Source organism: Nostoc sp. (assembly GCF_036919895.1).
In the GTDB taxonomy this organism is placed as follows: Bacteria; Cyanobacteriota; Cyanobacteriia; order Cyanobacteriales; family Nostocaceae; genus Nostoc.
In genome coordinates this window covers 35,493-60,115 of the sequence record NZ_JBALBW010000136.1, presented here as the reverse complement: position 1 = coordinate 60,115, position 24,623 = coordinate 35,493, and the positions used below count along the sequence as shown (strand labels likewise).

Genomic DNA, 24,623 nt, shown 5'->3' with positions numbered 1-24,623 from the left:
ATCTCCTTTCTCTAAAAAAATAGTTATTTTGTACTACATTTTGATTTTCAAAATGGGGTTAATACTCTATTTATTTCAAAATGAGAATTGCTGTTATGCCTTAGCTTTGCTTGCCAGAGGCATCACCCACAGTTGCCAGCAAAATCTTCTTGCTAGCGGACATGAAGACCAGACAATCAAACTCTGGGATGTCAACCTCAATGCCCCGCAACAGTTAAACCTTGGCCTCCAGCCTTTTCGTGTACTACACGGACACAGCAATCGGGTCTTTTGTGTTGCCTTTAGTCCCAACGGACAATTTCTCGCCAGTGGCAGCGCCGACCAGACTATTAAACTTTGGAGTCCCCATACAGGAAAATGTCTCAATACTTTGCACGGTCACGGAAGTTGGGTTTGGGCGGTTGCTTTCAGTCCAGACAATAACTTACTTGCTAGTGCCAGCCACGACCATACAATCAAGATTTGGGATGTGCATTCTGGGGAATGTTGGCAAACATTGCAGGGGCATCCTGGATCTGTGCTAGCGATCGCTTTTAGTCTTGACGGCAAAACTCTATTCAGTAGCGGTCATGAAAAGATAGTTAAACGATGGGATGTTGAAACAGGAAAATGTCTGAATACTTGGGAGGCAGACTCAAACCGCGTTTGGGCAATTGCCGTCAGTCTAGATGGTCAATACATCGCCACTGCTGGGGATGAACAGATAGTAAAATTGTGGGACATTCACACCGGAACTTGTCAGCGAGTATTCCAAGGACATACCGGCCAAATTGTCTGTATTCTCTTCACCGCCGATGGTAGCCGCATGATTAGCAGTAGTAGCGATCGCACCATCAAAATTTGGCATCTAGCTACTGGAGACTGTCTGGCGACACTAGAGAATCACCAAAATTGGATCTGGTCGCTCAGTTTGAGCCATGACAATCAAACTCTCCTCAGTGGTAGCCAGGATGAAACAATCAATTGCTGGGATCTTACTACAGGGGAATGCTGGACAACTTTACGGTCAGCCCGTCCTTATGAAGGTGCGATTATTACAGAGGTTAAAGGGTTGACCGAGGCAGAGATGTCAACTTTAAAAGCTTTGGGGGCGGTAGAGGTGAATTCAGATTGTTCAATGACTGCCAACTTTCGCTAAATTGGAAAAAGGAAAACTCAAGGGAATTTTAAATGTCAGCACAATTGTTACTGGTAGATGATGAACCAGGGATACGGGAAGCCGTGAAAGACTATTTGCAAGAGAGCGGTTTCAGCGTTCAAGTCGCCAGTAACGCCCTTGAAGGTTGGGAATGGATGCAGATGAATACACCTGACTTAGTAATTTCCGATGTGATGATGCCCCAGGTGGATGGCTATCAGTTCCTCAAACAACTGCGAGAAGATCCCCGCTTCCAAGCACTCCCAGTAGTATTTTTAACTGCTAAGGGGATGACAGGCGATCGCATCCAAGGCTATCACGCTGGTGTTGATGCCTATCTACCCAAACCCTTCGATCCAGATGAGTTAGTGGCTATAGTCGAAAATTTGCTGGCCCGCCGCGCCGCTAAGACCGCAAGTACGGGAGATGACGCTGAAACCCCCGATCTTGCTGAACTAGCCAATCAGATTGCCCAAATTAAGGCATTATTAACTCAAAGAAATGCTATTTCCCAATCGCCAGCCCCTTTTAAAATTGATTTGACACCGAGAGAACAAAGTGTTTTAAATTTGGTCGCTGAAGGGTTGATGAACAAAGAAATCGCCCGTCGTTTAGAAACCAGCGTCCGCAATGTAGAAAAATACGTCAGTCGTTTGTTTAGCAAAACTGGCACTAATAGCCGTACAGAGTTAGTTCGTTTTGCTCTAGAACACGGTTTGGCTAAATAGGGATTGGGGATTGAGAATTGCTTATTTTCCTATCCCTCTTCTCGCCATTCCCCATTCCCCATGTCCTCTTATCTTGTGACTGTGGGTAATTGGTAATAGGTAACTGGCTACTAAACCATAACCTACTACCAGTAATACATAAAACATAAGTATTTCAGCAAATCAGGCACTTAACTAAAGCAAAAAGCTAAAAGGAAGGTTATTTATATTTACTTTGGTCTTTTAGGTTTTCATTGGATTTGCGCCTGTTGTCTAATTCCCCATCTGTAAAGACACAGAATTTTGTTATTCCTACAATGTTTTGATAAAAACTCGGTAAAATGCACCCGACTGAGTTTATTCTCAGATTCTACCAGTACCCTTTGCTACAAAGTTTTTAATAGAGGAAACTGTTCCTGGGACTTTGCGCTGCTAAATAAGACTTTCGTAAAGTAGAAATCACAATATTTTATGAATTCTACTTGCTGATTAGTTTTTATGGCAACGGGGCTATAGGATCAACATTTGATTTGATGCTCAATTCATGTTTTTCACTACTTAAATTACACATTTAAGATTGGGGATTTTCAGCAGCATTACGCAAGCGCATAAGCTGACGTCGCATTTGAGGTGAAGCTTTAAACTCAGACACTTCCTGGGCTTTAACGGACGCTTGTAGCGTCTCTAGAAAGTCATCAGAACCTTCAGTTAAAGCATCAAGTAGCACCTGTAAGAGTTGCTCGCGATCGCTCAATAGACTCTTTTCCTCAATCAACCGGAATTTGAGATGGATTTCGCACTCATAAACACCTACTTCGAGATTATTTATCTGGCGTGGTAATGCTTTGGAGTTCATAACTATTGAGATTCCTTTACTTGGTTGTCATGAGGGTAAGGAGGTAGATGCCCAGCAAAAATTCTTTATATCCCTTTTGAATCCAAAGTGCTTGAATTAAGAATTTTTCTTCATCAATCACTTTTGTATTCCATTTTCCTCTCCTGTGTTTTTTTTACAAGCTCAATTTTCACTGTCTAGATTTTGATGTTCCTGTACCAGATGTAGCTTATGGTAAGCCATAACTATTATTCAGTTTTTAAGATTCTACACAATAAAGTTTCTGTAAGATGTTGTTCAACCTTTTTAAAGCTTTTTACATCAACTTTATGTCAACGTCAATAAAAGTTTGACTTGCTACTCTAGATTTGGTGTTTATACGTAAGTAAAATCGCTTAATTTTTTGGAAGTTATTACAGCCAGAGGTCGATGTAGCGCTATTCAGTAAAATTACTTGATGTACGTTTTTTGCAATAGAAAATTCCGAAGAAATTGATGAGCGCAATTATTAAGGTAAAGACTTTTGTTCCCTAGAAAAAAAATTACACAGATCGAGTTATTCTTGGCGAGTCCTTTACCCTACTGGCTTTTAGACTTGAGGAATAGGAAAATTTTAGCAGTAGGTAAGATTAGCACATCGCTTTAAGTTGTTTGTATACTCCAAATGAAAAGATTTTATCAAGTAATTTTTACAGAAAATAATTAGACTACTGTCAGTACTAGCAATTAATTGCGTCTTCAACTCCTAACAAAAGGAGTAAGTTAATCAGTACAGGTGATATTTTTACTTATGCCCATTCAATATACCCTTTTGAAACTGCCTTCAAAGCTTGTAAATTGAGAGCATTCATAGCTTGAATATAACGTTTACAATAATTTCAGTGTAATCCACCCAAATCTTACACCTTCTTATGGATAACCCGATGCTGCTCAAGTCCACAACCCGGCATGTCCGCATTTTTGCAGGCGAAATTGACCGGGATGGCGATCTAGTTCCTAGTCAACAGGTCTTAACGTTAGATATAGACCCAGATAACGAATTTAACTGGAATGAAGATGCGCTGCAAAAAGTTTATCGAAAATTTGATGAACTAGTAGAAGCATCTAGTGGCCAAGACCTCACGGACTATAACTTGCGCCGTGTGGGGTCAGATTTAGAGCATTATTTGCGATCGCTCCTGCAACTCGGCGAAATCAGCTACAATCTCTCTGCCCGCGTTACCAACTACAGTATGGGAGTTCCTCAAGTTGCAATTGACAACAAGCAAACTGCCTGAACCCTGCTGACAATTCAGGCAACTGGAAAAATCTAAGAAAACCTAACCCCTTTCTCGACTACGGAAAGGGGTAAATTCAAAGTATCTCTCCTAGAGAGATATTTCGAGGAAGGTTTTCTTGATTCGTCAGGTACTTTTGCCAAAATTGTATTTGCTATTCTTAATTCTTAATTAAAGTTAATTCTTGCTATCTTACTTATAAACTAAATAAATGCCAACATTATCTGTCTCTTGATGATGCGATAATTCAGCAAAAGCTTGGGGCGCAGTTATGCTTGGGTTATGCTTTGGTAACAGGGTTGGAGCTACTTGCTTTGGCGATGAAGAGTCACAGAGCAATAGAAGCTATGATGAGGCTGTAGAGTTGACTGAGGAGCGGATTTTTTGGATAAGTTTGAGTATTAGCACCTGCTGATATCCGCCAGCTAAAATCATCATCTAAAGTCTGGATATGTCAAGTTTAAGAAAGATGAGCGGTCTAGATTGTCCCTACTAATGCTGTTAAAGAAATTGCCAATCGCTGATCGGTGCGAAAACTATGGAAAATGACGCGGCAACGCTCTACTGTCCAAACGAAAATTGTCGGGCTGCCAACCCCCTGACTCACAAGTTTTGCCAGCGATGTTCCACGCCCTTACCCAAAAATTATCTCTGGGCTGTGGTAGATGGCCCAAGTGTGGGTAGCCCTGGAGAAATATTAGCCGATCGCTATTTAGTCATTGATAAATTTGTTCTTTTAGATACGAAACCTGGTTTTATATCTCTAACGCCTGAGTTAGAGAATTTACAGCCTCTAAGAGCTTATTTGAGACTCATTCCCTACCGCTTACACGTACCGCAGGTATATGGAGTCCTATTTATCCCTGACAGTTCTTCCCATGAAAGAGAAATATTACTCTTAGAAAAACCGCCACTATTAATAGATGACACAAGCCAAAAAGTGCATTTGGGTAGTGAGTTAACCACCGCTTGGCGTGATGCTACATCGATGCGCCAACTCAATTGGTTATGGCAAATAGCTCATCTGTGGCAACCTCTTGCAAGTGAAGGTGTCGCCTCTAGCTTGCTTGACTCATCTGTATTACGGGTAGAAGGATCGTTAGTCCGGTTGTTGGATTTGCGTTTCGACCCCGAAACATCACCAGAATTGCCCCAATTAGGCGAATTTTGGCAGCAGTTGGTTAGTAGTGCGAAACCAGCCATAGTTGAATTTGTTAATCGCGTTAGCCTTGCCTTAATTCAGGGAGAGATTAACTCAACCGACCAATTAATCGGAGTTTTAGATGGAGGACTGGCTGGGTTAGGGCGATCGCAAACACCCACGATCAAAATTATCACCAAAACCGACACAGGCCCAAGTCGCCAACGCAACGAAGATGCCTGTAGTCCTCCCAGTGGAACGATGGTGAGCAAACCACCCCAACCAACAGCTTTAGCAATTGTCTGTGATGGCATTGGTGGACACGAAGGTGGCAATGTCGCCTCAAATTTAGCCATTGAAACGATCCAGCAGCAAGTACAGCAACTAACAAAAGTTCCCTACGATCATATAGATCCCTCACTACTGCTGAATGACCTAGAAAAAGCAGTGGCAATTGCCAATGACAAAATTAGTCAGCGCAATGACGGAGAAAATCGCCAAGGGCGGCAGCGCATGGGCACGACTTTAGTCATGGCATTACCTGTTGCCCACGAAATGTACATTACCCACGTAGGTGATAGTCGTGCTTACTGGATTACCCGCCAAGGCTGTTATCAAGTCACCCTTGATGATGATGTCGCTTCCCGCGAGGTGCGGCTAGGCTATGCCATTTACCGCGATGCTGTCCAGCAAAGCTCTGCTGGCTCTCTTGTGCAGGCTTTGGGTATGGGTTCTAGCACTTCATTACATCCCACATCGACAAGGTTTATGCTCGATGAAGATGCAGTTTTTCTCCTCACATCGGATGGTTTGAGTGATTTCGATCGGGTGGAGGAATATTGGGAAACAGAAATATTGCCGATTCTAACTGGGGAAGCAAATATAGCAAGTGTTGCGGATAGATTAATCGAAATCGCTAATACTAAAAATGGACATGATAATGTCACGATCGCTTTAGTTCACTATCAAGTCCAATACTGGGAACCAGAAATTACCATCAAAGCCTTCATTCCAGAGAGTTATTCTGCCAAAACTGTTGATTTTGCATCCAAGGCGACAGATGTTCCCCTTTTAGGTAGCCCAAACCAGAAAACTCAGGTGATTCCAGACACTGAACCTGCTAAAGCTCCCAGTTTACCGCTACAGTGGATTGTTCCTTTGATATTTGTGGTATTGGCAGGCTGTCTAGGATTGTTCGTGAAGCAACTGCGTGAGCCATCAGGCTCATGGCCAATTTTTGCCAATCCATTACAAACTCAAAATCCTAGCATCGAAGCGACACCCGAACCGCGATCGCTTGATAACCTTTCTCCAGGTTGGGTAATTAAAGCCAACAATCAAATCCCCTTGAAAAACAACCAATTGCTTCCCCCTGGATCTTTTTTAGAGGTAATCGACACAAATCCAAATCCTAAACCTGCTTCGGGAAATTTTGCAGTGTCTATGCGAGTCTGTGCCAATAAAAGCACTCAAACCCCAGCTAATATTAATAAACCAACAGTAACTACCTCACTTCCACCCAATTTGAAACCTTTGCCGGAAACAGTATCGTTGGATTTATCCCAACTAAAACGCTTTGGTGTATCTGTTTTACAATCAAATGTACAAAATCCGTGTACAACCGTCACGCAACCACCAGCGACTCCATCATCTGACACCAGTCCAACTTAATCAAATACTCGATAAACTGGTAAAAACCTGGAATAATAACAGATAATAACGAGAGTAAAAAACTTACAAGGTAAAAAAATAGAAACCTTTTACCTTGAAGAATTGTTATTTGAAATTATTTGTTTTAGCTTTTAGTTTTATGAATCCATGCCATCCCTGAATTTGGCGATCGCCCGTCTCTTAAACACTGGCACTGACAACTTCGCCATTTGGGTGGTCAAGGCTCCCTATCCGAGTGGCTACGTTTTACGTGACTCTGTATGGCCTGTTGAACTCAATCAAGTTTGGCAAGAATGGCAGCAGATGTTTGCTGGCCATAGTCGTCTAGATATTTCCTCAAACCCAACATCTCAAAAGTCCAACCCATTCCCCATAGATTGGATTTCACCCCCTTCATCTCAGACTACTGGCCCCTACAGCAGTCGTCTGATGCAATACTTGGGAATGAATTTATGGCGCTGGATATTCGACGGGCAAATTCTCGGTAGTCTAGAACGCAGTCGCGGGATTGCTATGGGTCAGCATACACGTTTGCGCTTTCAGCTAGAAATTCGTGACCCGGATCTGATTGCTCTGCCTTGGGAAATTATGCAGCGCGAACCTGGTCAATCGGCGATGTCTCTTTCCCAAGATTTGCTATTTAGTCGTACCAGTAGCGAAGTTGACCCCTTACCTTATTTGCGAACCGATCAGGCTTTAAGTATCTTGCTAGTTTTAGGCCATGATGAAAAACTGCAACTAGAACAAGAAGCAGCTATTTTACAGCAAAGTCTTCTAGATACACCTGTGGGTGGTAATTCCCAAAGATATGCACCTTGTATAGTAAATAAACTTATACAACCAACTCCACAGGAGTTGATTCAAGAATTAGAAACCAAAGCATACAACGTTTTCTTTTACGCTGGACATGGTTTGCCAGGGCCAGATGGAGGGTTACTATTTTTGCGACCAGACATGCCCTTGAATGGAATAGAATTGGCACAAGTTTTGACCCGTACAGGTGTGAAACTGGCGCTTTTCAACGCCTGTTGGGGCGCACAACCAGCTGCAATCAATCATCAAGCTATACCTGCCAGCAGTTTAGCAGAAGTATTGATTCGTCATGGTGTGCCTGCGGTTTTGGGGATGCGTGATGAAATTGCCGATCGCGAAAGCCACAGTTTTATTCAAGCTTTTACCGAAGCTTTGCGATCGCACAAACCAATAGATGAAGCCGTAGCACTAGCTAGGCAAGAGTTATTGACACTGTATAAATTTAATCAACCTGCTTGGACTTTGCCTGTTCTCTACCTGCATCCAGATTTTAATGGCGAACTCATTAAGAATCTAGATGAAGGGATTACTGAACTACCAGATACAGCGATTCCTGACATGGGTTCCCTGCTTCCCACTGCTTCATTGCGATCGCTCGTTCCAAAAGGTAAAACCTGGTTACTGCGTTATGGAGTCACCCGCATCGGCCGCACGAAAGATAATGATATTGTCATTGCCGAACCATCTGTATCCAAACGCCACGCCGAAATTTTCTGCCGTAATACTCTTACTGATGCTACATTGGTACGAACTTATTATTTACAAGATTTTTCTACCTACGGGACAACCTGGTTTTTAGGGCCTAATGGCTGGCAACAAATCCTCCGAGAGGAAGTCCCTTTGAAATCGGGAATGCAGTTAAAGTTTGGAAGTGCTAGGGGTGAAACCTGGGAGTTTATTATTGAAGACTCCTAGTATAGCCACTGCGTAGGTGAATTTTGATGTTGAATATCAGCTTTTAAAATCTGTTTTTCCCGAAGAAAAAATCAACTGTTTTTGCGGAAATCTATTTTGAAAGGTTGTAGCTGTAAATACCACCAAATAATCGGGAGACAATAAAAAATGGCTAAAAAAATTAACGGCTCAGACACTTTCTCTTCTTTGCCATCTCAAGTAGATTTAGATTTATTAGAAGCACTACTAGAACCAGACGATGCTACCTATCCCTGGAACCCAGCCGATGAGGAGTCAGAAGCTTATTTTCAGGAATTAGAACAACAATTCGGAATGCAAGATTTACTTGAGCAAGAACTGACGACGCGATCGCAAGATTTTTATAGCAATCTAGATCCACTTTGGTCTAATCTCTCCCTCGCCTCAAGCCATCCTCATCACTCTCAACAGGCATTAGTGCTGAATCTTCAAGAAACACTCCGGACTACTTTTGCCGCCTGTGTACCCCAAACATTGCTCAATACCATCGCTCAGAAAGCTGCTGAGATTTTTGCTGCCCAGCAATCAATAGGTGAACAACTAGTTGAGTGTGTTCAAACAGTACTACCAACTTGGGGAACAGAGGATCTTTTGGTCTTAGCTCGTCCTTTTGCCTACGCTATGCGGAGTAGCGAATCAAAAAACGCGGCATCTGCCATCAGTAATCTTAATAATAGCGAATGGTCAGCTTTATCAGAAGTAGAGAAAGCAAAGGTTAGTTTAGCGATCGCTTTTTATGCTTTTACTCAACTCAACCAGTCCCAGTCTGAACTATAAAGTAGGGAACAGATGACAGTTTATAGGTAACGGGCAATAGAAAAAGTAGAGAAAGCTAAAATTTTCATCATGCGCTGTTTTGGCGTAGCCCGCGCTTTGTAGACACTCTGTTTAGACGCATCTTTTGCAAAGATGTTGATTTACATTACGCAGAGACAGAAAAAAGAGTCGAGAATCAAGACTTTTGCCAGAAGCTTCGTAGTTTTTACTTTTTAGCCATAGTTAACCCAGTATTGAATTAAGGTACGCTTCTTTTCTAACTAGGCCATCCATCCAAAGACATAAATATTGAATAGTCATTACGGATTGTTCTTATCCCCCTGCACCCTGCACCCTGCACCCTTCTCCCTCATCTCTTATTTTGGGCCCAAAAATCGGGTAGCAAAATTTTGCGATCGCGTCGGTGACAATGCCCGTGCCTTGAGAATTGCCGCCATCAAAAAGGCGTAAGATAATACCCCAACAACTACCAATAGCAAGGCATTGATAGATCCTGTAGCATTCCACAGAGCGTGGAGCGCAGCAGCACTAAGATAACCAATAGAGAGAATTTGCCAACTTCTACTGGGCTTGAGAACAGCCAACCCGATAAAATAGCCGAGGTAGCCACTATAAGCCATGTGTCCAGCTACAGAGCCTAAAATTCGCGGGATTAGCAGCTGTAAACCCGCTAGTTGACCAGCAGCGCCTGTACCCACATTTTGAGTGATATCCGGCACATACTGTCCGAGAGTTTCCAAGAGAGTGAAGCCTACAGCAGAAGCAGTTCCCAGGAGAATACCATCTAGAGGTTCCCAGACACCGATCTTTTCCCGCCAAGGTGAAGATAACATTCTACCGATAGCAAACGCCCCTAACACAGGTAATGCCTTCAGTAATTCCTCCATCAACCCAGCACCAAAAAACATCCGTACCAGCAATTCTGTGAAGGTGATAGATTCTTGGGGTGAGGGCAAGCTTCCAGGAAGGATGCCGCGAAACACGAAGATAAATAGATCCAACACTGGACTGAGCAAAATCGCCGTTGTACCCAATGCCGAAGCCATTAGCACCCACCAAGGCTTCTCTTTACCGCAAAGTTGGTAAACAAAATAGTAAGCAGCAAAGGCGATGTAAGTTGCGACGATAACTTGATTAGCTTGGGGCTGACCGACTGTAGCAAACATTAACACTACAAAAATTACGGTCAGTATTCCCGGTACAAGGTAAGCTTTACGAGTTAAATCTTTACCAGTAGAAATAATCGGGAAAAGCTGGGTGAAGCTAACAGAATCTGGCTGCTTTAATTGCGTGTGGCTGTGGTAGTTTGTCGCCGAAGGTAATGGTGTAACTTGGTTAACTGTTGTGGCCGGGGTTTGGTAAGTAAACTCGTACTCAAAAACGTATTGTGGGCCATCAGCACCTAGAGAAATGCGATCGCCTGGGTGCAATTCCTGACATTCATATAAGCGTTGTCCATTCAAATAAGTGCCATTAGCACTATTTAAATCACAAAGCACCCAGCTGAATTTGCTATCTGGGGATAAAGAGAGGGGACGAACCACCGCATGACGACGAGATACCATCCGGTACATCATGGCATCCAAGACAACTTGGCAGCTGGGGTCGCGTCCAATTACCATCTCTTTAGTGGGGGGCAGCGAGTAACGAGATTCCGATCCAGAAGTTGCCCCATTACCAGACACTAGCCGCAGAAATGCATTATGTCTTGCGTTTTTGCCTGTCATCGAGTTAGTGTGCTTTTCTAAATTAATTCTTCTTCATATATTTGGCAACAGGACTAACCTTAGCCACATTAACAGCAGCATTGCTAAATCCACTATAGCTTCACTTACTGCTAAGAAATTTAAAATTCTAGATGGAAGATTTCAAATTGTTTCACCTAATGTTAATAAGTATTCCATGTACTGAGAGTTTGTCTGAAACGGGCTTGTCATCCAGATAAATCAGACTATATGGTTTGTCTGCTTTTGACATCCTAGCTGCAAATTTAACCCAAGGCAATTTATTAAAAAACAGTAGTTTTCACTGCATTTAGTTTCATTTAGAAAATATATAATTTCTGGTGGTCTGTTGTCAGTTGTTTTGCCACAATCTATTTGAAGTAAAATTGCGATCGGGTTTTTCGCTATAAGTCTAATCTCCTTCAAAGTCGTAAACTGCTGTACGTACCTTGTCGCCAGCTTTTTTATCTGCGAATTTTCACAAATCAGATAGGATTGCTATATGGATCGATTAAAGCAAATGGAATTCTGCGATCGCTGTGGAAAAGTTTTTGTTTTCATGTCCTGGATGGCTGAGTTTAATCAAGGCAAAACGCTGTAATGGCGTTAAAGCTGCCCAATGTTGCTGTGTCAGGGTAACACCGATTTCTTGAGCTTTTTCCTGGAGGCTGGCTGGTACAGTGGCAAAATCAAGCCATGCAGGATAAGGCTCAATGGGCAATTTTTTAGGTGCTATACCCGTACTTTGTATAATTAATCGCTGGACATGGTCACAGTAAGAATGAATTTCCGTTTCTGTAGTGCAAGGTAACTCAACTAAATCTTGACGCTCTGCTGTAGTCATTAGATTCCAGTCAGACAATTTTAGCTTGATGCCACAAGTATCTAATTTAAAACGCACCTGCATGGGGATGCAACGCAGGGAATCAACAAAGTCTGTTTCAAATTGAAAGAAATCTGTCATAATCAAGTATTCAAAATTCGCTCATTTCAAATTAAGGATTTTTAACTATCCATAATTTTTAGGACTTACGCATTGACAGAAAAGCGAAAATAACAGGTATAGTTTTCAACGCTTCTGGCTAGGTTTTTCAATCATATTTTGGCGATTGCTAGCAATCAAAAGCGCCCTTCAAAAGCCTGAAATGACCTATTTACGTTAATACACAAGATACTTCTTTTGTACAGTGCGTAAGTCCTAATTTTTTATACCTAAGTTACAAAAGTTAGTAATTAAAAATAATAATTAACTAGTAGAGCGCACTAATAACTTGTCTAAAATACAGTTTAGGCTGCTCTTAAGGATTAAGTATACTATATTATCTGGCAAGGATATTTAAACTAATCTCTATCTTCCTAAACTTTATGTCTGACAACAGCTTATCAAGCTCTTTTTTTAACTGATCCTTTTGTCATTACTGAGACGAATGATTAAGTAACTAATTGAAAGGGCGAGAATAGCAATTCCTAAACCAATTATATCAATACCTGAGACTTTTTCTAAGTCAAGAATAATAATTTTTCTAGCGACAGCAATTAAAGAAGTGACAATAACTAATTCAACCTGGAAAACGTGTCTTCGCAAATAAGCTGTGATATTTTCTAAGATTTCCAAAGCAATTAAAACATTCAAAAACAAGCCAAAAATCTTATATAATGTTGTGTTAAACTTAGCGTAAGGTGCTGTCAACAACTCTTTAAAAATAAAAACTCCTAAGTCCCCGATCGCAACTAAAATTACAACTACCATAAAAATAGATAGAACTTTAGAAACTAGTACCTCTACGTTTTCGATGATGTGCATGAAGTTCTCATCTTTAGTAGCTCCTAGAATTTCTCTTAGTAACTTTTTCATTTGCTGCACCCGATTTTTAAATAAAATAAAATAAAATCCCATAGATCAATCTAGAGGATTAAAAAAAGATGATTTTTAAGTTGATTATCTGATTTTTCTTGTTTACCATATATAAACTCGGCACTAGTAAAACCTCTGGCTACTAGAAATTTAGTCTCTTGATATATGGTAATTGCTATGAGTCAAGAGGAGAGAGTCATAAAAAATGATAATAACTATTAGTTATCTAATATTGACTAACTTACCTATTAGTGATTATTAATTACCTTTTTATAAATACACTTGGCAGCTTACCATTGCAAGGACTGGATTTGATGATTTTTGGCTGTAACTTCTACAGAAATGGGGATTAGCTGCACTGCACAGGCTTTTAATTCTGGTTGCAGGGAATCGGGGCAAGATTCTGGATGAGTGAGGGCGTTAGCTTCGGCATTATCTGCCCACAGCGAACCCCAGTGCATGGGGACAAAAACTGTACCAGGTGCGATCGCTTTTGTCACTTTAGCAGGAAACTGAGCTTTACCCCGACGCGATCGCACTTCCACTTTCTGGCTATCTACAATGCCTAACTTCGCAGCGTCACGGGGATGAATTTCGATAAACGGTTCGGGGTGCATCTTGCAAATTTTTTCAATGCGACCGGTGCGTGTCTGGGTGTGCCAATGTCCGTAAAGTCGGCCATTAGTTAGCACAAAAGGATAATCTGGGTCTGGTGGTTCTGCCAATCCCTTTGAGTAATATGCCCCAAATCGAGCGCGTCCGTCAGGGGTATGGAAGCGTAAATCTGTATATAAACGCTTTCCAGAGGTTTCTCCCCCTGCTTCCCCTGCTCCTCTACTCCCCCTGCTCTCTTTAGGATGGGGCCATTGAGTCGGGCCTTCTACTTGTAATTGCGCGTGACTGATACCCGTCATCTCGCAGGGGCGATTTTGAGTTAATTGGACGAATTCAGCATAAACTTCGGCAGAGTTAGCAAAAGCAAATTCTCTCTCAAAACCTAATCTCCGGCCAACTTCGGCGAAAATTTCCCAATCGGCTTTAGCTTCTTTTGGTGGTTGGCGGAATGCTTGACACAAAGTTACCATCCGTTCGGAGTTTGTCATCACGCCAGTTTTTTCACCCCACTGGGCTGCCGGTAGTAAAACGTGAGCGTAGGCGGAGGTTTCTGTGGGATAATAAGCGTCTTGATAAATGGTGAAAGGCGATCGCAACAATGCCTTTTTTGTCCGCTCCAAATCTGGCATACTTACAGCTGGATTAGTAGCTGCAATCCACAGTAACCCGACAGCATCATTTTCTAAGCTAGTAATCATTTCCCAAACACTCAAACCGGGATTGGGTGAAATCTGTCCTGGCTTGAGTCCCCAAAACTTCTCAACTTCGGCGCGGTGCTGAGGATTATTCACCGCCCGATAACCTGGTAATAAATTCGCCAAACCTCCGGCTTCCCGTCCCCCCATTGCGTTTGGTTGGCCAGTGAGAGAAAAAGGGCCAGCCCCAGGTTTACCAATCTGTCCAGTCATCAGGTGCAGGTTGATGATAGTTCTTACCTTGGCTGTCCCCTCAGACGATTGATTTACACCCATCGACCACAAAGAAAGTACTCGCTGTGATTCACCCCAATAACGGGCTGCTGTTTCTAAATCTTCAATGCTGATTCCACATTGACGAGCTACCACTTCCGGGGGATAGTGGCGAATTACTTCAGCATAAGCCGGAAAGTTGCTGGTGCAGTCGTCCATGAACATGGTATCAATGTAGTTCCAGCGCATCAATAAATGGGCGATGCCGTTCAACAAATCGATATCTGTACCGGGACGAATGGCTAAATGTAAGTCCGCGGCTTCTGCGGTTGGTGTGCGTCGGGGGTCTACCACAATCATTTTCACCTTGCGGTTCTTTTTGTGATATTTTGCCAGGCGGTTAAAAACGATTGGATGACATTCGGCTGTATTAGTGCCAATTAAAAATGCACAGTCAGTTAACTCTAGGTCTTCGTAACAACAGGGTGGGCCATCTGCGCCAAAGCTTTGAATGTAGCCAGCTACAGCACTAGACATACATAAACGGGAGTTGGCATCAAAATTATTAGTACCCAAACAGCCTTTCATGAGTTTCTGGGCTATGTAATAATCCTCAGTTTGAAACTGACCGGAACCATACATACATAAGGCTTCTGTCCCTTGGGTGAAGCGGACTGTTTGAATGCGTTGTGTAATGAGATTAAAAGCTTCATCCCAACTAACGCGGCGAAACTCTCGATCTAAAGAGTCTCGCACCATTGGGTAATGTAATCTATTTTTATCTAAAGATTCTGCGATCGTTGCGCCTTTGACACAAACCATTCCTTGACTGGATGGATGGGCTTTGTCACCCCGCACCCGCCAAGTCGGATTTCCTTGACTATCTCGGTTAGTTGCTTTGCCAAGTTGGGCTGGGGGTGAAACTTCTAGTCCACAGCCAACACCGCAGTAAGGGCAGAGGGTTTTGGTAAATTCACTCATGGCAGTTGTACCATTTTGGTATTTTGATTGTGCAACCTCAGATGTAGCGACAGTTTGATTAATTTGTGTGTTAGGCAAAAACTCTTTGAAAATCTTATTTCTTTGCGTCCTTTGCGCCCTTTGCGGTTCGTTTTTTCATAATTTTTTGTAAGTTCTGCTGATAGAGCATTCCCAATTTTGTAATTTACTATTATTGTGCTTGAAGATAAGAAGAAGAGAATGAGTAAACGAACCGCAAAGAACGCAAAGAGCGCAAAGTTAAGAGAGTTACAAAGGGTTTTTGCATCAATATAGAGAGAATGAAGAGGGATTTTGATGAATTAAGATTGCTAGAGAAGAATGAAGTGTAGATTTCCATAATTCAGATTTAATAGTTAATTTTACTACTTCATTCTTCATCTAATTATTCTTCAGTTAAGAAGATAGGGTTTTGAGTTGTGCTTTCTGTTAATTCACCTTCATAAGCGACAGCAAAGGAACCTTTTGGTTCTTTGAGGAAGAAGGCGCACATGAAAGCACAGATTAGTGCAGCGATACCCATTGTGCTGAATAGTGTGGGAGCGTCGGTTAAGCTAAAAATTGTCAGGTAAACTACGCCGCCAAAATTACCGTAAGCTCCGACGTTACCGGCAATTTGTCCAGTGGCTTCTTTTTTAATCATGGGTACGATGCTGTAGGTTGCACCGCAGCCAGCTTGGGCAAAGTAAGCGGCTAACATTGTAACTGCGATCGCAACTGGAATCGGCCAGCTGCTATTAATAAAATGTGCCATTAAATAACTAACACCGATACCAACGCTGAGAATTGTCGTTGTCCACTTCCGCGAACCAAATTTATCAGAAATTAAGCCACCACTAGGACGAGAAACTAAATTTAAGAAGGGATAGGTGGCGGCAATCATCCCAGCGATCACATGCTCTAAAGCAAAGGTTTTTTCAAAAAATGCCGGGAGCATAGAAACGGCTGCTAGTTCGCTACCAAAGCTAGTTATGTATGTGAATTCGAGTAAAGCTACTTGACCAAATTGAAAGCGTTCTGATGCAGGGTAAGTTTTCTTGCCAATGAGAAGTTCTCGGTTTACTTCCCAAGCTTTATAACTTTGGTAAGCAAATAATCCTGCTAATAGTAACCAAGTCAAATACATTTGACTCAGAGTTAGGAAGTGAATATTCTTTTGTTCTAAACGCCAAGCTAATAAACCCAAGGCGAAAATCAAACCGAAATTCGAGACGAGCATTGCCCAGAAGCTTTTGATGCTAGTCACTTCCAGAGAACCATTTTTCTTAGGTTTCTTGTAGACTTTGCCTGTGGGGGTATCTTGGACGGTGTTGTAGTAAATTACGCCGTAGATAGCTGCAATGATACCTGTGAGTGCGATCGCAAATCGCCAGTTAGAAGCGCCACCAGCGAAAAAGCTTGTAGAAACTGCAAGTAGTGGTAAGGCAAATTCTGCACCAAAAGCCCCAAAGTTACCCCAACCGCCATAAATGCCTTGAGCAACGCCCATCTCCTTCGGCTGGAACCATTCTGCCACCATGCGGATACCGACAACAAACCCAGATCCGACAATCCCCATCAGCAAACGACTGATGACTAGTTGATTAAAGTCTTGCGCTAAGGCTGTTGCTAAACAAGGAACAACTGCAAACATCAGCAAGATTGAGTAGGTGATTCTGGGGCCAAAACGATCCAGAAGCATCCCAATAATTAACCGGGCGGGAATTGTCAGGGCGAGGTTACAGATGCCCAAAGTTTTGATTTGCTCAGGCGCTAAATGTAGCTCTCTGCCAATGGTTGTAGCGAAGGGAGCAAAGTTAAACCAACAGACAAAGGTGAGAAAGAAAGCAAACCAAGTCTGATGTAAGATACGGTAGCGATCGCTAAATGAAAATAAATTTTTAAGCATTCCAATCTTTCTAATTGAATAAAACACAGAGAAGAGATAATGGCAGTTAAGCCTTTGAACTCGGAGGTTGAGCCTTTTTGCTCGGACGTTGAGCCTTTTTGCTCGGAGGTTGTACCTTTTTACTCGGAGGTTGAGCCTTTTTACTCGGACGTTGAGCCTTTTTGCTCGGAGGTTGAGCCTTTTTACTCGGAGGTTGTACCTTTTTACTCTGAGGTTGAGCCTTTTTACTCGGAGGTTGTACCTTTTTACTCGGAGGTTGAGCCTTTTTACTCGGAAGTTGCACCTTTTTACTCGGAAGTTGCACCTTTGAGCTTGAAGTATGAATTTTGCTCAATCCCCAATCCCCAATAAGTACTAGCTGTTAATAACTACTAGGGCTTCTTGCTTGAGTTTCGCTCCGAAGTTTTTAATCAGTAAGTCTTGCAATACTGGCTGCAAGTCTTCGCAGGGTATGCCTTTGATAACGCAAGTTCCTAAATGAGCGTCTTTGCCAACTTTGCCGCCCATATATATGTCAACACCTTCCAGGGTTTTACCATTTTTGCGAGTTTTGGTTCCCATCAAGCCGATATCTGCAACTTGGGGCTGGGCGCAAGAGTTGGGGCAACCTGTCCAGTGAATTCGGACTGGATTAATGAAGATTAAGTCTTCTTCTAAGGCTTTAATCATTGCCAAGGCGCGGTTTTTGGTTTCGATGAGGGCGAAGTTGCAAAATTGTGCGCCTGTGCAGGATACTAGCGATCGCATCAACAAACCTGGATCAATAGAAAATCTTTCTAGCAACGGTTGTGTTAAAAATATCGCTAACCGCGAGTCAGAAATGTTGGGGATAACAATGTTTTGCTCAACGGTAAACCGAATCTCACCACTGCCGAAAACTTCAGCTAAACGGGCAATTTCAAACATATCTTCGGCATACAGTCGCCCGACAGGAATATTTAAACCTGCGTAATTTAATCCCGCTTGCTTTTGTTTATATACCCCGATGTGGTCGCGTTTTTCCCAGTCAATCTCATCTTTTGCGGCTGCGGGTAATAATGATTTACCCAAACGGCTTTCTACTTCTGCTCGAAACTTTTCTAAACCCCATTCATCAATTAGCCACATCAAGCGGGATTTTTGCCGATTAGCACGTGGGCCATGATCGCGAAAGGCTTCCAAAACTGCTCTACATACAGCTACCACATCTTCTGGAGCCACCCAAGCATTTAGAGGAATCGCCGCCTCACAACGTTTAGCTGAGAAAAAGCCACCCACAAGGATGTTAAAACCAAATATTGGGGACTGGGGACTAGTGACTGGGGATTGGGAAGATTTTTCCCCAGTTCCCTCCTGAAATGCTGGAACAAAAGCTAAATCGTTGATTTCAGCATGAACTGAATTGTCTCTTCCACCTGCGATCGCAATATTAAATTTCCGTGGTAAGTTGCTAAACTCTGGGTTTCCTTCACCTTTGTTGGTGAGCATATCTTGAATTTGTTGTATCAACTCTCGTGTGTCGTACAACTCATCTGCATCCAAACCCGCCACCGGATCGCCTGTAATATTGCGAACGTTATCCATCCCTGACTGGATAGTAGTTAAACCAACTGCGTGAAATCTATTAAAGATATCTGGTAAATCTTCAATTCTGATTCCCCGTAATTGGATATTTTGTCTCGTAGTGATATCGGCGCACCCATCATCACCGTAACGCTGCACCACTTGGGCTAAAACACTCATTTGACTGCTGGTAAGAATACCATTAGGCATCCGTAACCGCATCATAAACTTGCCTGGGGTAACTGCGCGGAAAAACACGCCTACCCACTTGAGCCGATGATCGCGATCTGTTTCGTCCATTGCTTCCCAGCCCAAGGCGGCAAATTTCTCTATCTGATCCCTGATGGCTAGTCCATCTTTTTGCGCCTTGAATTTCTCGAATTTATTGAGGCTGGTAGTTCTAGTTGTTGTGTCTGTCATGAGGCTGACTCTCGTGAGAATTTTTGCTGCTAATTGCCCAATATCAATCAACCCGTAGTTCCATTAGTGGTGTATCTACGAGGATTCGGGAATAAAAACTTAATATTCGATTACGGCTGATTATTGTTACTCAAAAGCATTCCAACATGAAACTTCAAACCCGTGGTTAGTTAAGGGAAACTGGTAGCCATATACATCTTGAAAATTTGTCAAGCAGGTTTAGATAATGTTCATGTAACAATTTCGATACTCATAACTTAAGACGAGATTTCTGTTAGAATCGTATAAATTGTTACGATTTTTTGGTAAAATTGCTGAACATGGATACATAATATGCATTTTTTGCATCAAGGTTGGCTAATGAGCTACTTAAAGCGCTTGATGAAAAATTTTTAAAATGATCCAAGCGGTTTTGGATTGCCATAGATTAATCCAAAATCCAAAATCTAAAATCCAAAATTGAGTGGCACTTATGAAACGTCGTGATTTTGTTAATTGGGTAGGTTTGGGTTTAATAGCGAGTTCTCTACCTGTAGCGATCGCAGCTTGTTCTTCTCAAACACCTTCCGCATCTGGAAATTGGCAAACAGTAGGGACTTCGGCAGATTTAGATAAAACTGGTCAATTGCTGGCTAAAAATTCACCTGCTGGGCCTGTGTTGATAGTCGGTACATCTAAAGCCCCAAATCTGACAGCTGTTAACCCTACCTGTACTCACGCAGGTTGTACCGTCGGATGGGAACCCTCAACAAAAACCTTCTTATGCCCCTGTCATGGTTCAAAATATGGGGCTGACGGTAAAGTGCTGAAAGGCCCAGCGACAGAAGCGCTTAAAACTTACGCCGCCAAAATTGAGGGTAGTTCAATTGTAGTCAAGCCAAGTTAAACAATACAATTCAGGGTATCGTGAGTAACATCAACCAGCTTTTGGTGCAAGCCCAGACAGCATATAATGCAGCTGATTGGTCATCACTGATTCAATACTTACAACAATTAATTTTAGGGACAGATTCGCAACATCCAGAGATAGTTAAGAATCGAGAATATCTACTGACATTAACACTTTCAATGTTAGAGATGGGAGATTTTCAACAACGCTGGGAAATCACCAAGGTGTTGACTCGCTTGGGAGATATTGCCATCCCACCACTCATTGACATCTTAGAGGATGAAGATGCAGAAGAAGAATTACGCTGGTATGCAGCGCGGACTTTGGGGGAATTTCAGCACCCAGATGCGATCGCACCCTTAGTTGAATTGTTGAAAACTGATGAGGATGAAGAACTTAAAGCGATCGCAGCTACAGCATTAGGACAAATGGGTACTGTTGCGATCGCTGCCCTCTCTGAACTTCTATTAAATGAAGATACACGACTTTTAGCAGTGCGATCGCTTTCTTGCATTCCCCAAACAGAAACCATCACACCTCTGTTGAGTGTAGTGCAAGATTCACAACCAACAATCCGCACTGCTGCAATTGAAGCCCTCAGCAGTTTTCATGACGAACGTATACCACCAATCTTGTTAAACGCTTTGGATGATATTGCTGCTATAGTTAGGCGTGCAGCAGTGCTTGGTTTAGGTTTTCGCCACGACTTATGCGAAGCCTTAGATTTGGTGACGAGATTGCAACCGAGGCTTTACGACTTTAATCTTGATGTTTGTTGTGCAGCCGTAGTTTCCCTTTCTCGGATGGGTTGTGATGAGGCTGCAAAACATTTATTTAATTTGTTGATTTCACCCCAGACACCGATAAAGCTGCAATTAGAAACTATCCGCGCTTTAAGTTGGATGGGGACACCATCGAGTTTGGAATATTTGCAAACAGCATTTAATCAAATCACTTCAGAGACACTTTGGCAAGAAATTGTCACAGTTTTGGGGCGAGTGCAAAAGCCGCAAACTACACCAGCGACAGAAATATTACTGCAAATACTGCGATTGCTACATCCAGCTACAGAGATTGCTAATGTAAAAAGTGCGATCGCTTTATCTTTAGGACAGTTAGGCGAAATCCAAGCTATTGAACCATTGATTCGGCTGCTAGCTGATTCTAATGCATCAGTGAGACTACACGCGATCGCTGCACTCAAAAATTTAGATGGGGAAGCCGCACATCAAAAATTGCTGCAATTAGCCAATAATGCTGCACTCACACCAGATTTGCAACAAGGAATAGCGATCGCTTTGGCTGAGTGGTAAATTCTCTTCAAAAAAGATGAGAAAATAGAGCGAGACTAGCCTTGATAGTTTCCCAAGTTTGGCAATATGCCCTATCAGAAACTTTATACAATCTATTCTTTACATGAAGAAACTCCCAACGAGTTACTACGATGCTGAGTTTGGACAGATGAGAATCGAATCCAACCACTGGACTCTAGAACAATGTGCGGTTTTAGGCGATCGCTGTGTATCGATTTGCGTGGATTTTGAACAGGGGCAGATAGGGCAACTCTCATCGCTCCAGCGTGAAGCTATTCGGCAAGCTTTAACCTTGCCAAGCGATGTGTTAAGCATCACTGCGCCTCTGGTGCTGCAAAATTATGATGTATATCGTGAGATGGTAGGGGATGAGGAAATGCCGCAGATGGCTAATTCCATTCAGATTTGGGATGAGGTGACTTTCTCATATATCTATGTGCCGCCCCACGTTGAGTATGACCTGCATATTGCTACCTTTGAATTAATAGCCGAGTGTTCCTGGGAGCCAGAACACGGCTTAGAAGTTCGCTTTCGTAATGGAGTAGCAGATGATGCAGATCAGATAGGTGAAATAGAAAGGTAAATACGTAAGGATTTAGTAGTCAGAATCCAGCAGTCAGAATAGTTAGACAATTTGGAACTTAGTCCTGCTAATGCTACCCTCGTTTAGCCTGACTTTACACCTCAGCTTTAGATCGTGACTGAGTAAGGGTTATAAAAATATAATTTTTAATTTCGAGAAGCGAATTGACGCGATCGCATCTGTATCTGTAAGTTGCACAAAAACTTGTGTTACTGACACCTAATAATCCGTCGCATAATGTGATGGCTTGAAAATCTTATTTAAAAATTCATATATTTCAGCAGAAAATAGTCAAGTCTTTTTTGGCCATATTTTCCGAAAAAATCCGTGCAAAGCGGATAATTGATGACAAAAGCAGTAAAAACTGATTTAGACAAATCTAAATCGTGGAAAACATACTGTAACAAACTATACTAAATTGTGGTTAAAAAGCCGTTAACTTAATGAAGCTGATAAATGTAATTCAGGCTACATAAAAATGCGCCTAGAGCAGTTGCAAGCCTTTCTAGCGATCGCCCAAACCGGCAGTTTTCAACAAGCAGCGCGAAAATGTGGTGTTACCCAATCAACGATTAGCCGGCAAATTCAGGCATTAGAAGCAGATTTGGGTGTAGAACTGTTTCACAGAACTACTCACGCTAAATTAACGCTGGGAGGTGAATGTTTACTACCCCGTGTCCGCAAAATTTGCCAAGAATGGGAGACAGCTACACAAGAATTAGCCGATTTAATAGCCGGAAAGCAACCAGAACTTTGCATTGCCGTGATTCACTCTTTATGTGGTTCTTACTTACCACCAGTGTTGCAAAAGTTTTGTCATGATTATCCAGATGTGCAATTGCGGGTAACTTCATTGGGAAGCGATCGCGCCCTGAAAGTCCTTAAAGATGGATTGGTGGATTTAGCAATTGTGATGAATAATCGCTTTTTAACCACTGCTAGAGAAATGGTAGTAGAAGTACTTTATGATGAACCGATAGAAGTTTTAACCGCAGCCAATCATCCCTTAGCTCAATATGAATTCGTCCCTTGGTCGGAGCTAATTCGTTATCCGCAAGTGGTTTTTAAAGATGGTTATGGGATGCAGCGCTTAATCCAAGATAGATTTGACCGAATGGAAGCTACACTCCAGGCGGCTTTAGAGGTAAATACCCTAGATGCCTTTCGGGGAGTGGTGCGCCAAGGAGAACTGATAGCTTTGCTTCCTCAATCAGCATTAATGGAAGCACGCCAAGATCCAACCCTAGCGATTCGTTCCTTAGCCAGCAATAGTACTAGTGGTTTAGCAGATGGTTCGAGTTTGACTCGGCGGGTAGTTATGGTAACAACTCAAGACCGACTGCAAATTCCCCCCATCAAGCACTTTTGGCAACTGGTGCGCGAAAATATCCCATTACAAATCGATCGGAAGCGATCGGTTTCTTAAACGTCATTGGTCATTGGTCATTTTCGGTTATTCACAAAGGACAATGGACAAATGACAAATGACAAAAGATAAATGAGTAATGTATTTAGGGAATTACTACAAAAAGTAGGTAGCGGAAACCACACAGGCGAAAATTTAACTCGCGTCCAAGCAGCCACCGCCACTAAAATGATGCTGCTGGGTGAAGCTACACCAGCCCAAATCGGAGCGTTTTTGATTGCTCATCGAATCAAACGTCCGACGGGGGAAGAGTTAGCGGGAATGTTGGATGCTTATGATGAACTGGGGCCAAAACTGCAACCATTCGACTCTGGACGAACTGCGATCGCTCTTGGTGTCCCTTATGATGGCAGAACCCGCACAGCACCAATTAGTCCCGTAACAGCTTTACTACTCGCCGCAGTTGGACAACCAGTGGTAATGCATGGTGGCGATCGCCTGCCAACAAAGTACGGCTTACCTCTAATCGATATTTGGCAAGGTTTAGGAGTCGATTGGACTACTCTACCACTAGTCAAAACCCAGCAAGTGTTTGAGCAAACAGGAATTGGCTTTATTTATCTACCTCAGCATTTTCCCTTAACTACAAGTATTTGGGAGTACCGCGACCAACTTGGCAAACGTCCACCCTTAGCGACAATGGAGCTAATTTGGTGTCCTTATGCTGGCGATGCTCACGTCATTGCTGGATTTGTTCATCCGCCAACAGAAGGAATGTTTAAGATAGCTTTGGGGTTGAGGGGAGTAACAAAATTTACATTAGTTAAAGGATTGGAAGGTAGTTGCGACTTACCGCGCGATCGCACTGCAATTATCAGCTTATCTTCATCCGTAGCATCTCAAGAGGTAGAACGATTGCACCTCGCACCGCGTGATTACGGCTTTACTACCAAGAACGTACCTCTTGGAACTACTGAAGAATTGGTGGCGGATATTCAGGATGTTTTGGCAGGTAAACCAGGCGAATTAATGCAAACAGCCTTGTGGAATGGTGGATTTTACTTATGGCGGAGTGGTATTTGTTCAGATATACCAGAGGGTTTAGCTAAAGCAGAAGAATTATTAACCAATGGCACAGTAGCAGCTAAACTCCAAGAACTCAGCCAGATAGTAAATTCGCTCTCAGCAGCATCTGTACCAGTGTAATTAATTACGAATTACGTAAAGCC

The 24,623-nt window shown here is 42.5% G+C and carries 18 protein-coding genes; 11 read left to right on the top strand and 7 right to left on the bottom strand.

Annotation, left to right across the window (positions count from 1 at the left end; all coding sequences use genetic code 11):
- Positions 1-1,138 (top strand): WD40 repeat domain-containing protein (locus tag V7K55_RS26830; protein ID WP_334836316.1); only part of this gene is annotated, 1,138 nt, incomplete at its 5' end.
- A gap of 32 nt (positions 1,139-1,170) precedes the next feature.
- The gene (locus V7K55_RS26825; RefSeq protein ID WP_334836314.1) at positions 1,171-1,866 is read left to right on the top strand and encodes a response regulator transcription factor; all 696 of its coding nucleotides are present in this window, start codon (positions 1,171-1,173) and stop codon (positions 1,864-1,866) included.
- 550 nt (positions 1,867-2,416) lie between these two features.
- Here the strand turns inward: V7K55_RS26825 and V7K55_RS26820 are convergent.
- The gene (locus V7K55_RS26820; protein WP_323230600.1) at positions 2,417-2,701 is read right to left on the bottom strand and encodes an Npun_R1517 family heterocyst differentiation transcriptional regulator; all 285 of its coding nucleotides are present in this window, start codon (positions 2,699-2,701) and stop codon (positions 2,417-2,419) included.
- Positions 2,702-3,591: 890 nt separating this feature from the next.
- Here V7K55_RS26820 and V7K55_RS26815 point away from each other — a divergent pair.
- The 4 genes from V7K55_RS26815 (at position 3,592) to V7K55_RS26800 (ending at position 9,292) form a co-directional block, all read left to right on the top strand.
- Positions 3,592-3,957, top strand: coding sequence for an NAD(P)H-quinone oxidoreductase subunit M (locus V7K55_RS26815; protein WP_334836306.1), 366 nt, complete (start codon positions 3,592-3,594; stop codon positions 3,955-3,957).
- A 538-nt stretch (positions 3,958-4,495) separates the two neighbouring features.
- Entirely contained in the window at positions 4,496-6,769 is a 2,274-nt protein-coding gene (locus V7K55_RS26810; protein WP_334836304.1) for a PP2C family protein-serine/threonine phosphatase, read from the top strand.
- A 147-nt stretch (positions 6,770-6,916) separates the two neighbouring features.
- Positions 6,917-8,497: a CHAT domain-containing protein gene (locus V7K55_RS26805; RefSeq protein WP_334836302.1), complete on the top strand. Its 1,581-nt coding sequence runs from the start codon at positions 6,917-6,919 to the stop codon at positions 8,495-8,497.
- Between the two features lie 147 nt (positions 8,498-8,644).
- Positions 8,645-9,292, top strand: a complete 648-nt coding sequence (locus V7K55_RS26800) for a hypothetical protein (protein ID WP_334836300.1) — start codon at positions 8,645-8,647, stop codon at positions 9,290-9,292.
- Positions 9,293-9,648: 356 nt separating this feature from the next.
- Here the strand turns inward: V7K55_RS26800 and V7K55_RS26795 are convergent, their stop codons facing one another.
- The 6 genes from V7K55_RS26795 to V7K55_RS26770 form a co-directional block, all read right to left on the bottom strand.
- A complete protein-coding gene (locus V7K55_RS26795; protein WP_334836298.1) occupies positions 9,649-11,019 on the bottom strand; it encodes a PrsW family glutamic-type intramembrane protease in 1,371 nt (456 codons plus the stop codon).
- Positions 11,020-11,527: 508 nt separating this feature from the next.
- A complete protein-coding gene (locus V7K55_RS26790) occupies positions 11,528-11,980 on the bottom strand; it encodes a nitrate reductase associated protein (protein ID WP_334836295.1) in 453 nt (150 codons plus the stop codon).
- 432 nt (positions 11,981-12,412) lie between these two features.
- On the bottom strand, positions 12,413-12,871 hold the full coding sequence (locus tag V7K55_RS26785) for a phosphate-starvation-inducible PsiE family protein (protein ID WP_334836293.1): 459 nt from the start codon (positions 12,869-12,871) through the stop codon (positions 12,413-12,415).
- A 290-nt stretch (positions 12,872-13,161) separates the two neighbouring features.
- On the bottom strand, positions 13,162-15,375 hold the full coding sequence (locus V7K55_RS26780; protein ID WP_334836324.1) for a molybdopterin oxidoreductase family protein: 2,214 nt from the start codon (positions 15,373-15,375) through the stop codon (positions 13,162-13,164).
- Positions 15,376-15,778: 403 nt separating this feature from the next.
- Positions 15,779-17,281, bottom strand: coding sequence for a NarK family nitrate/nitrite MFS transporter (locus tag V7K55_RS26775; RefSeq protein ID WP_334836291.1), 1,503 nt, complete (start codon positions 17,279-17,281; stop codon positions 15,779-15,781).
- A gap of 354 nt (positions 17,282-17,635) precedes the next feature.
- Complete coding sequence (locus tag V7K55_RS26770; protein WP_334836289.1) at positions 17,636-19,243, bottom strand: ferredoxin--nitrite reductase; 1,608 nt, start codon at positions 19,241-19,243, stop codon at positions 17,636-17,638.
- Between the two features lie 472 nt (positions 19,244-19,715).
- On the opposite strand from V7K55_RS26770, the gene V7K55_RS26765 reads away from it, so the two are divergent.
- The 5 genes from V7K55_RS26765 to V7K55_RS26745 all read left to right on the top strand — a co-directional run bounded on the left by V7K55_RS26765 (position 19,716) and on the right by V7K55_RS26745 (position 24,600).
- Positions 19,716-20,129: a QcrA and Rieske domain-containing protein gene (locus V7K55_RS26765; protein WP_334836286.1), complete on the top strand. Its 414-nt coding sequence runs from the start codon at positions 19,716-19,718 to the stop codon at positions 20,127-20,129.
- A 17-nt stretch (positions 20,130-20,146) separates the two neighbouring features.
- Positions 20,147-21,445, top strand: coding sequence for a HEAT repeat domain-containing protein (locus V7K55_RS26760; RefSeq protein WP_334836322.1), 1,299 nt, complete (start codon positions 20,147-20,149; stop codon positions 21,443-21,445).
- Positions 21,446-21,548: 103 nt separating this feature from the next.
- The gene (locus V7K55_RS26755; RefSeq protein WP_334836284.1) at positions 21,549-22,028 is read left to right on the top strand and encodes a DUF6985 domain-containing protein; all 480 of its coding nucleotides are present in this window, start codon (positions 21,549-21,551) and stop codon (positions 22,026-22,028) included.
- A 478-nt stretch (positions 22,029-22,506) separates the two neighbouring features.
- Positions 22,507-23,454 carry a LysR family transcriptional regulator gene (locus tag V7K55_RS26750; RefSeq protein WP_334836282.1) on the top strand — a complete coding sequence of 316 codons (948 nt, stop codon included), beginning with the start codon at positions 22,507-22,509 and terminating at the stop codon, positions 23,452-23,454.
- 72 nt (positions 23,455-23,526) lie between these two features.
- Positions 23,527-24,600, top strand: coding sequence for an anthranilate phosphoribosyltransferase family protein (locus V7K55_RS26745; protein ID WP_334836280.1), 1,074 nt, complete (start codon positions 23,527-23,529; stop codon positions 24,598-24,600).
- The last annotated feature ends 23 nt before the right edge of the window (positions 24,601-24,623 follow it).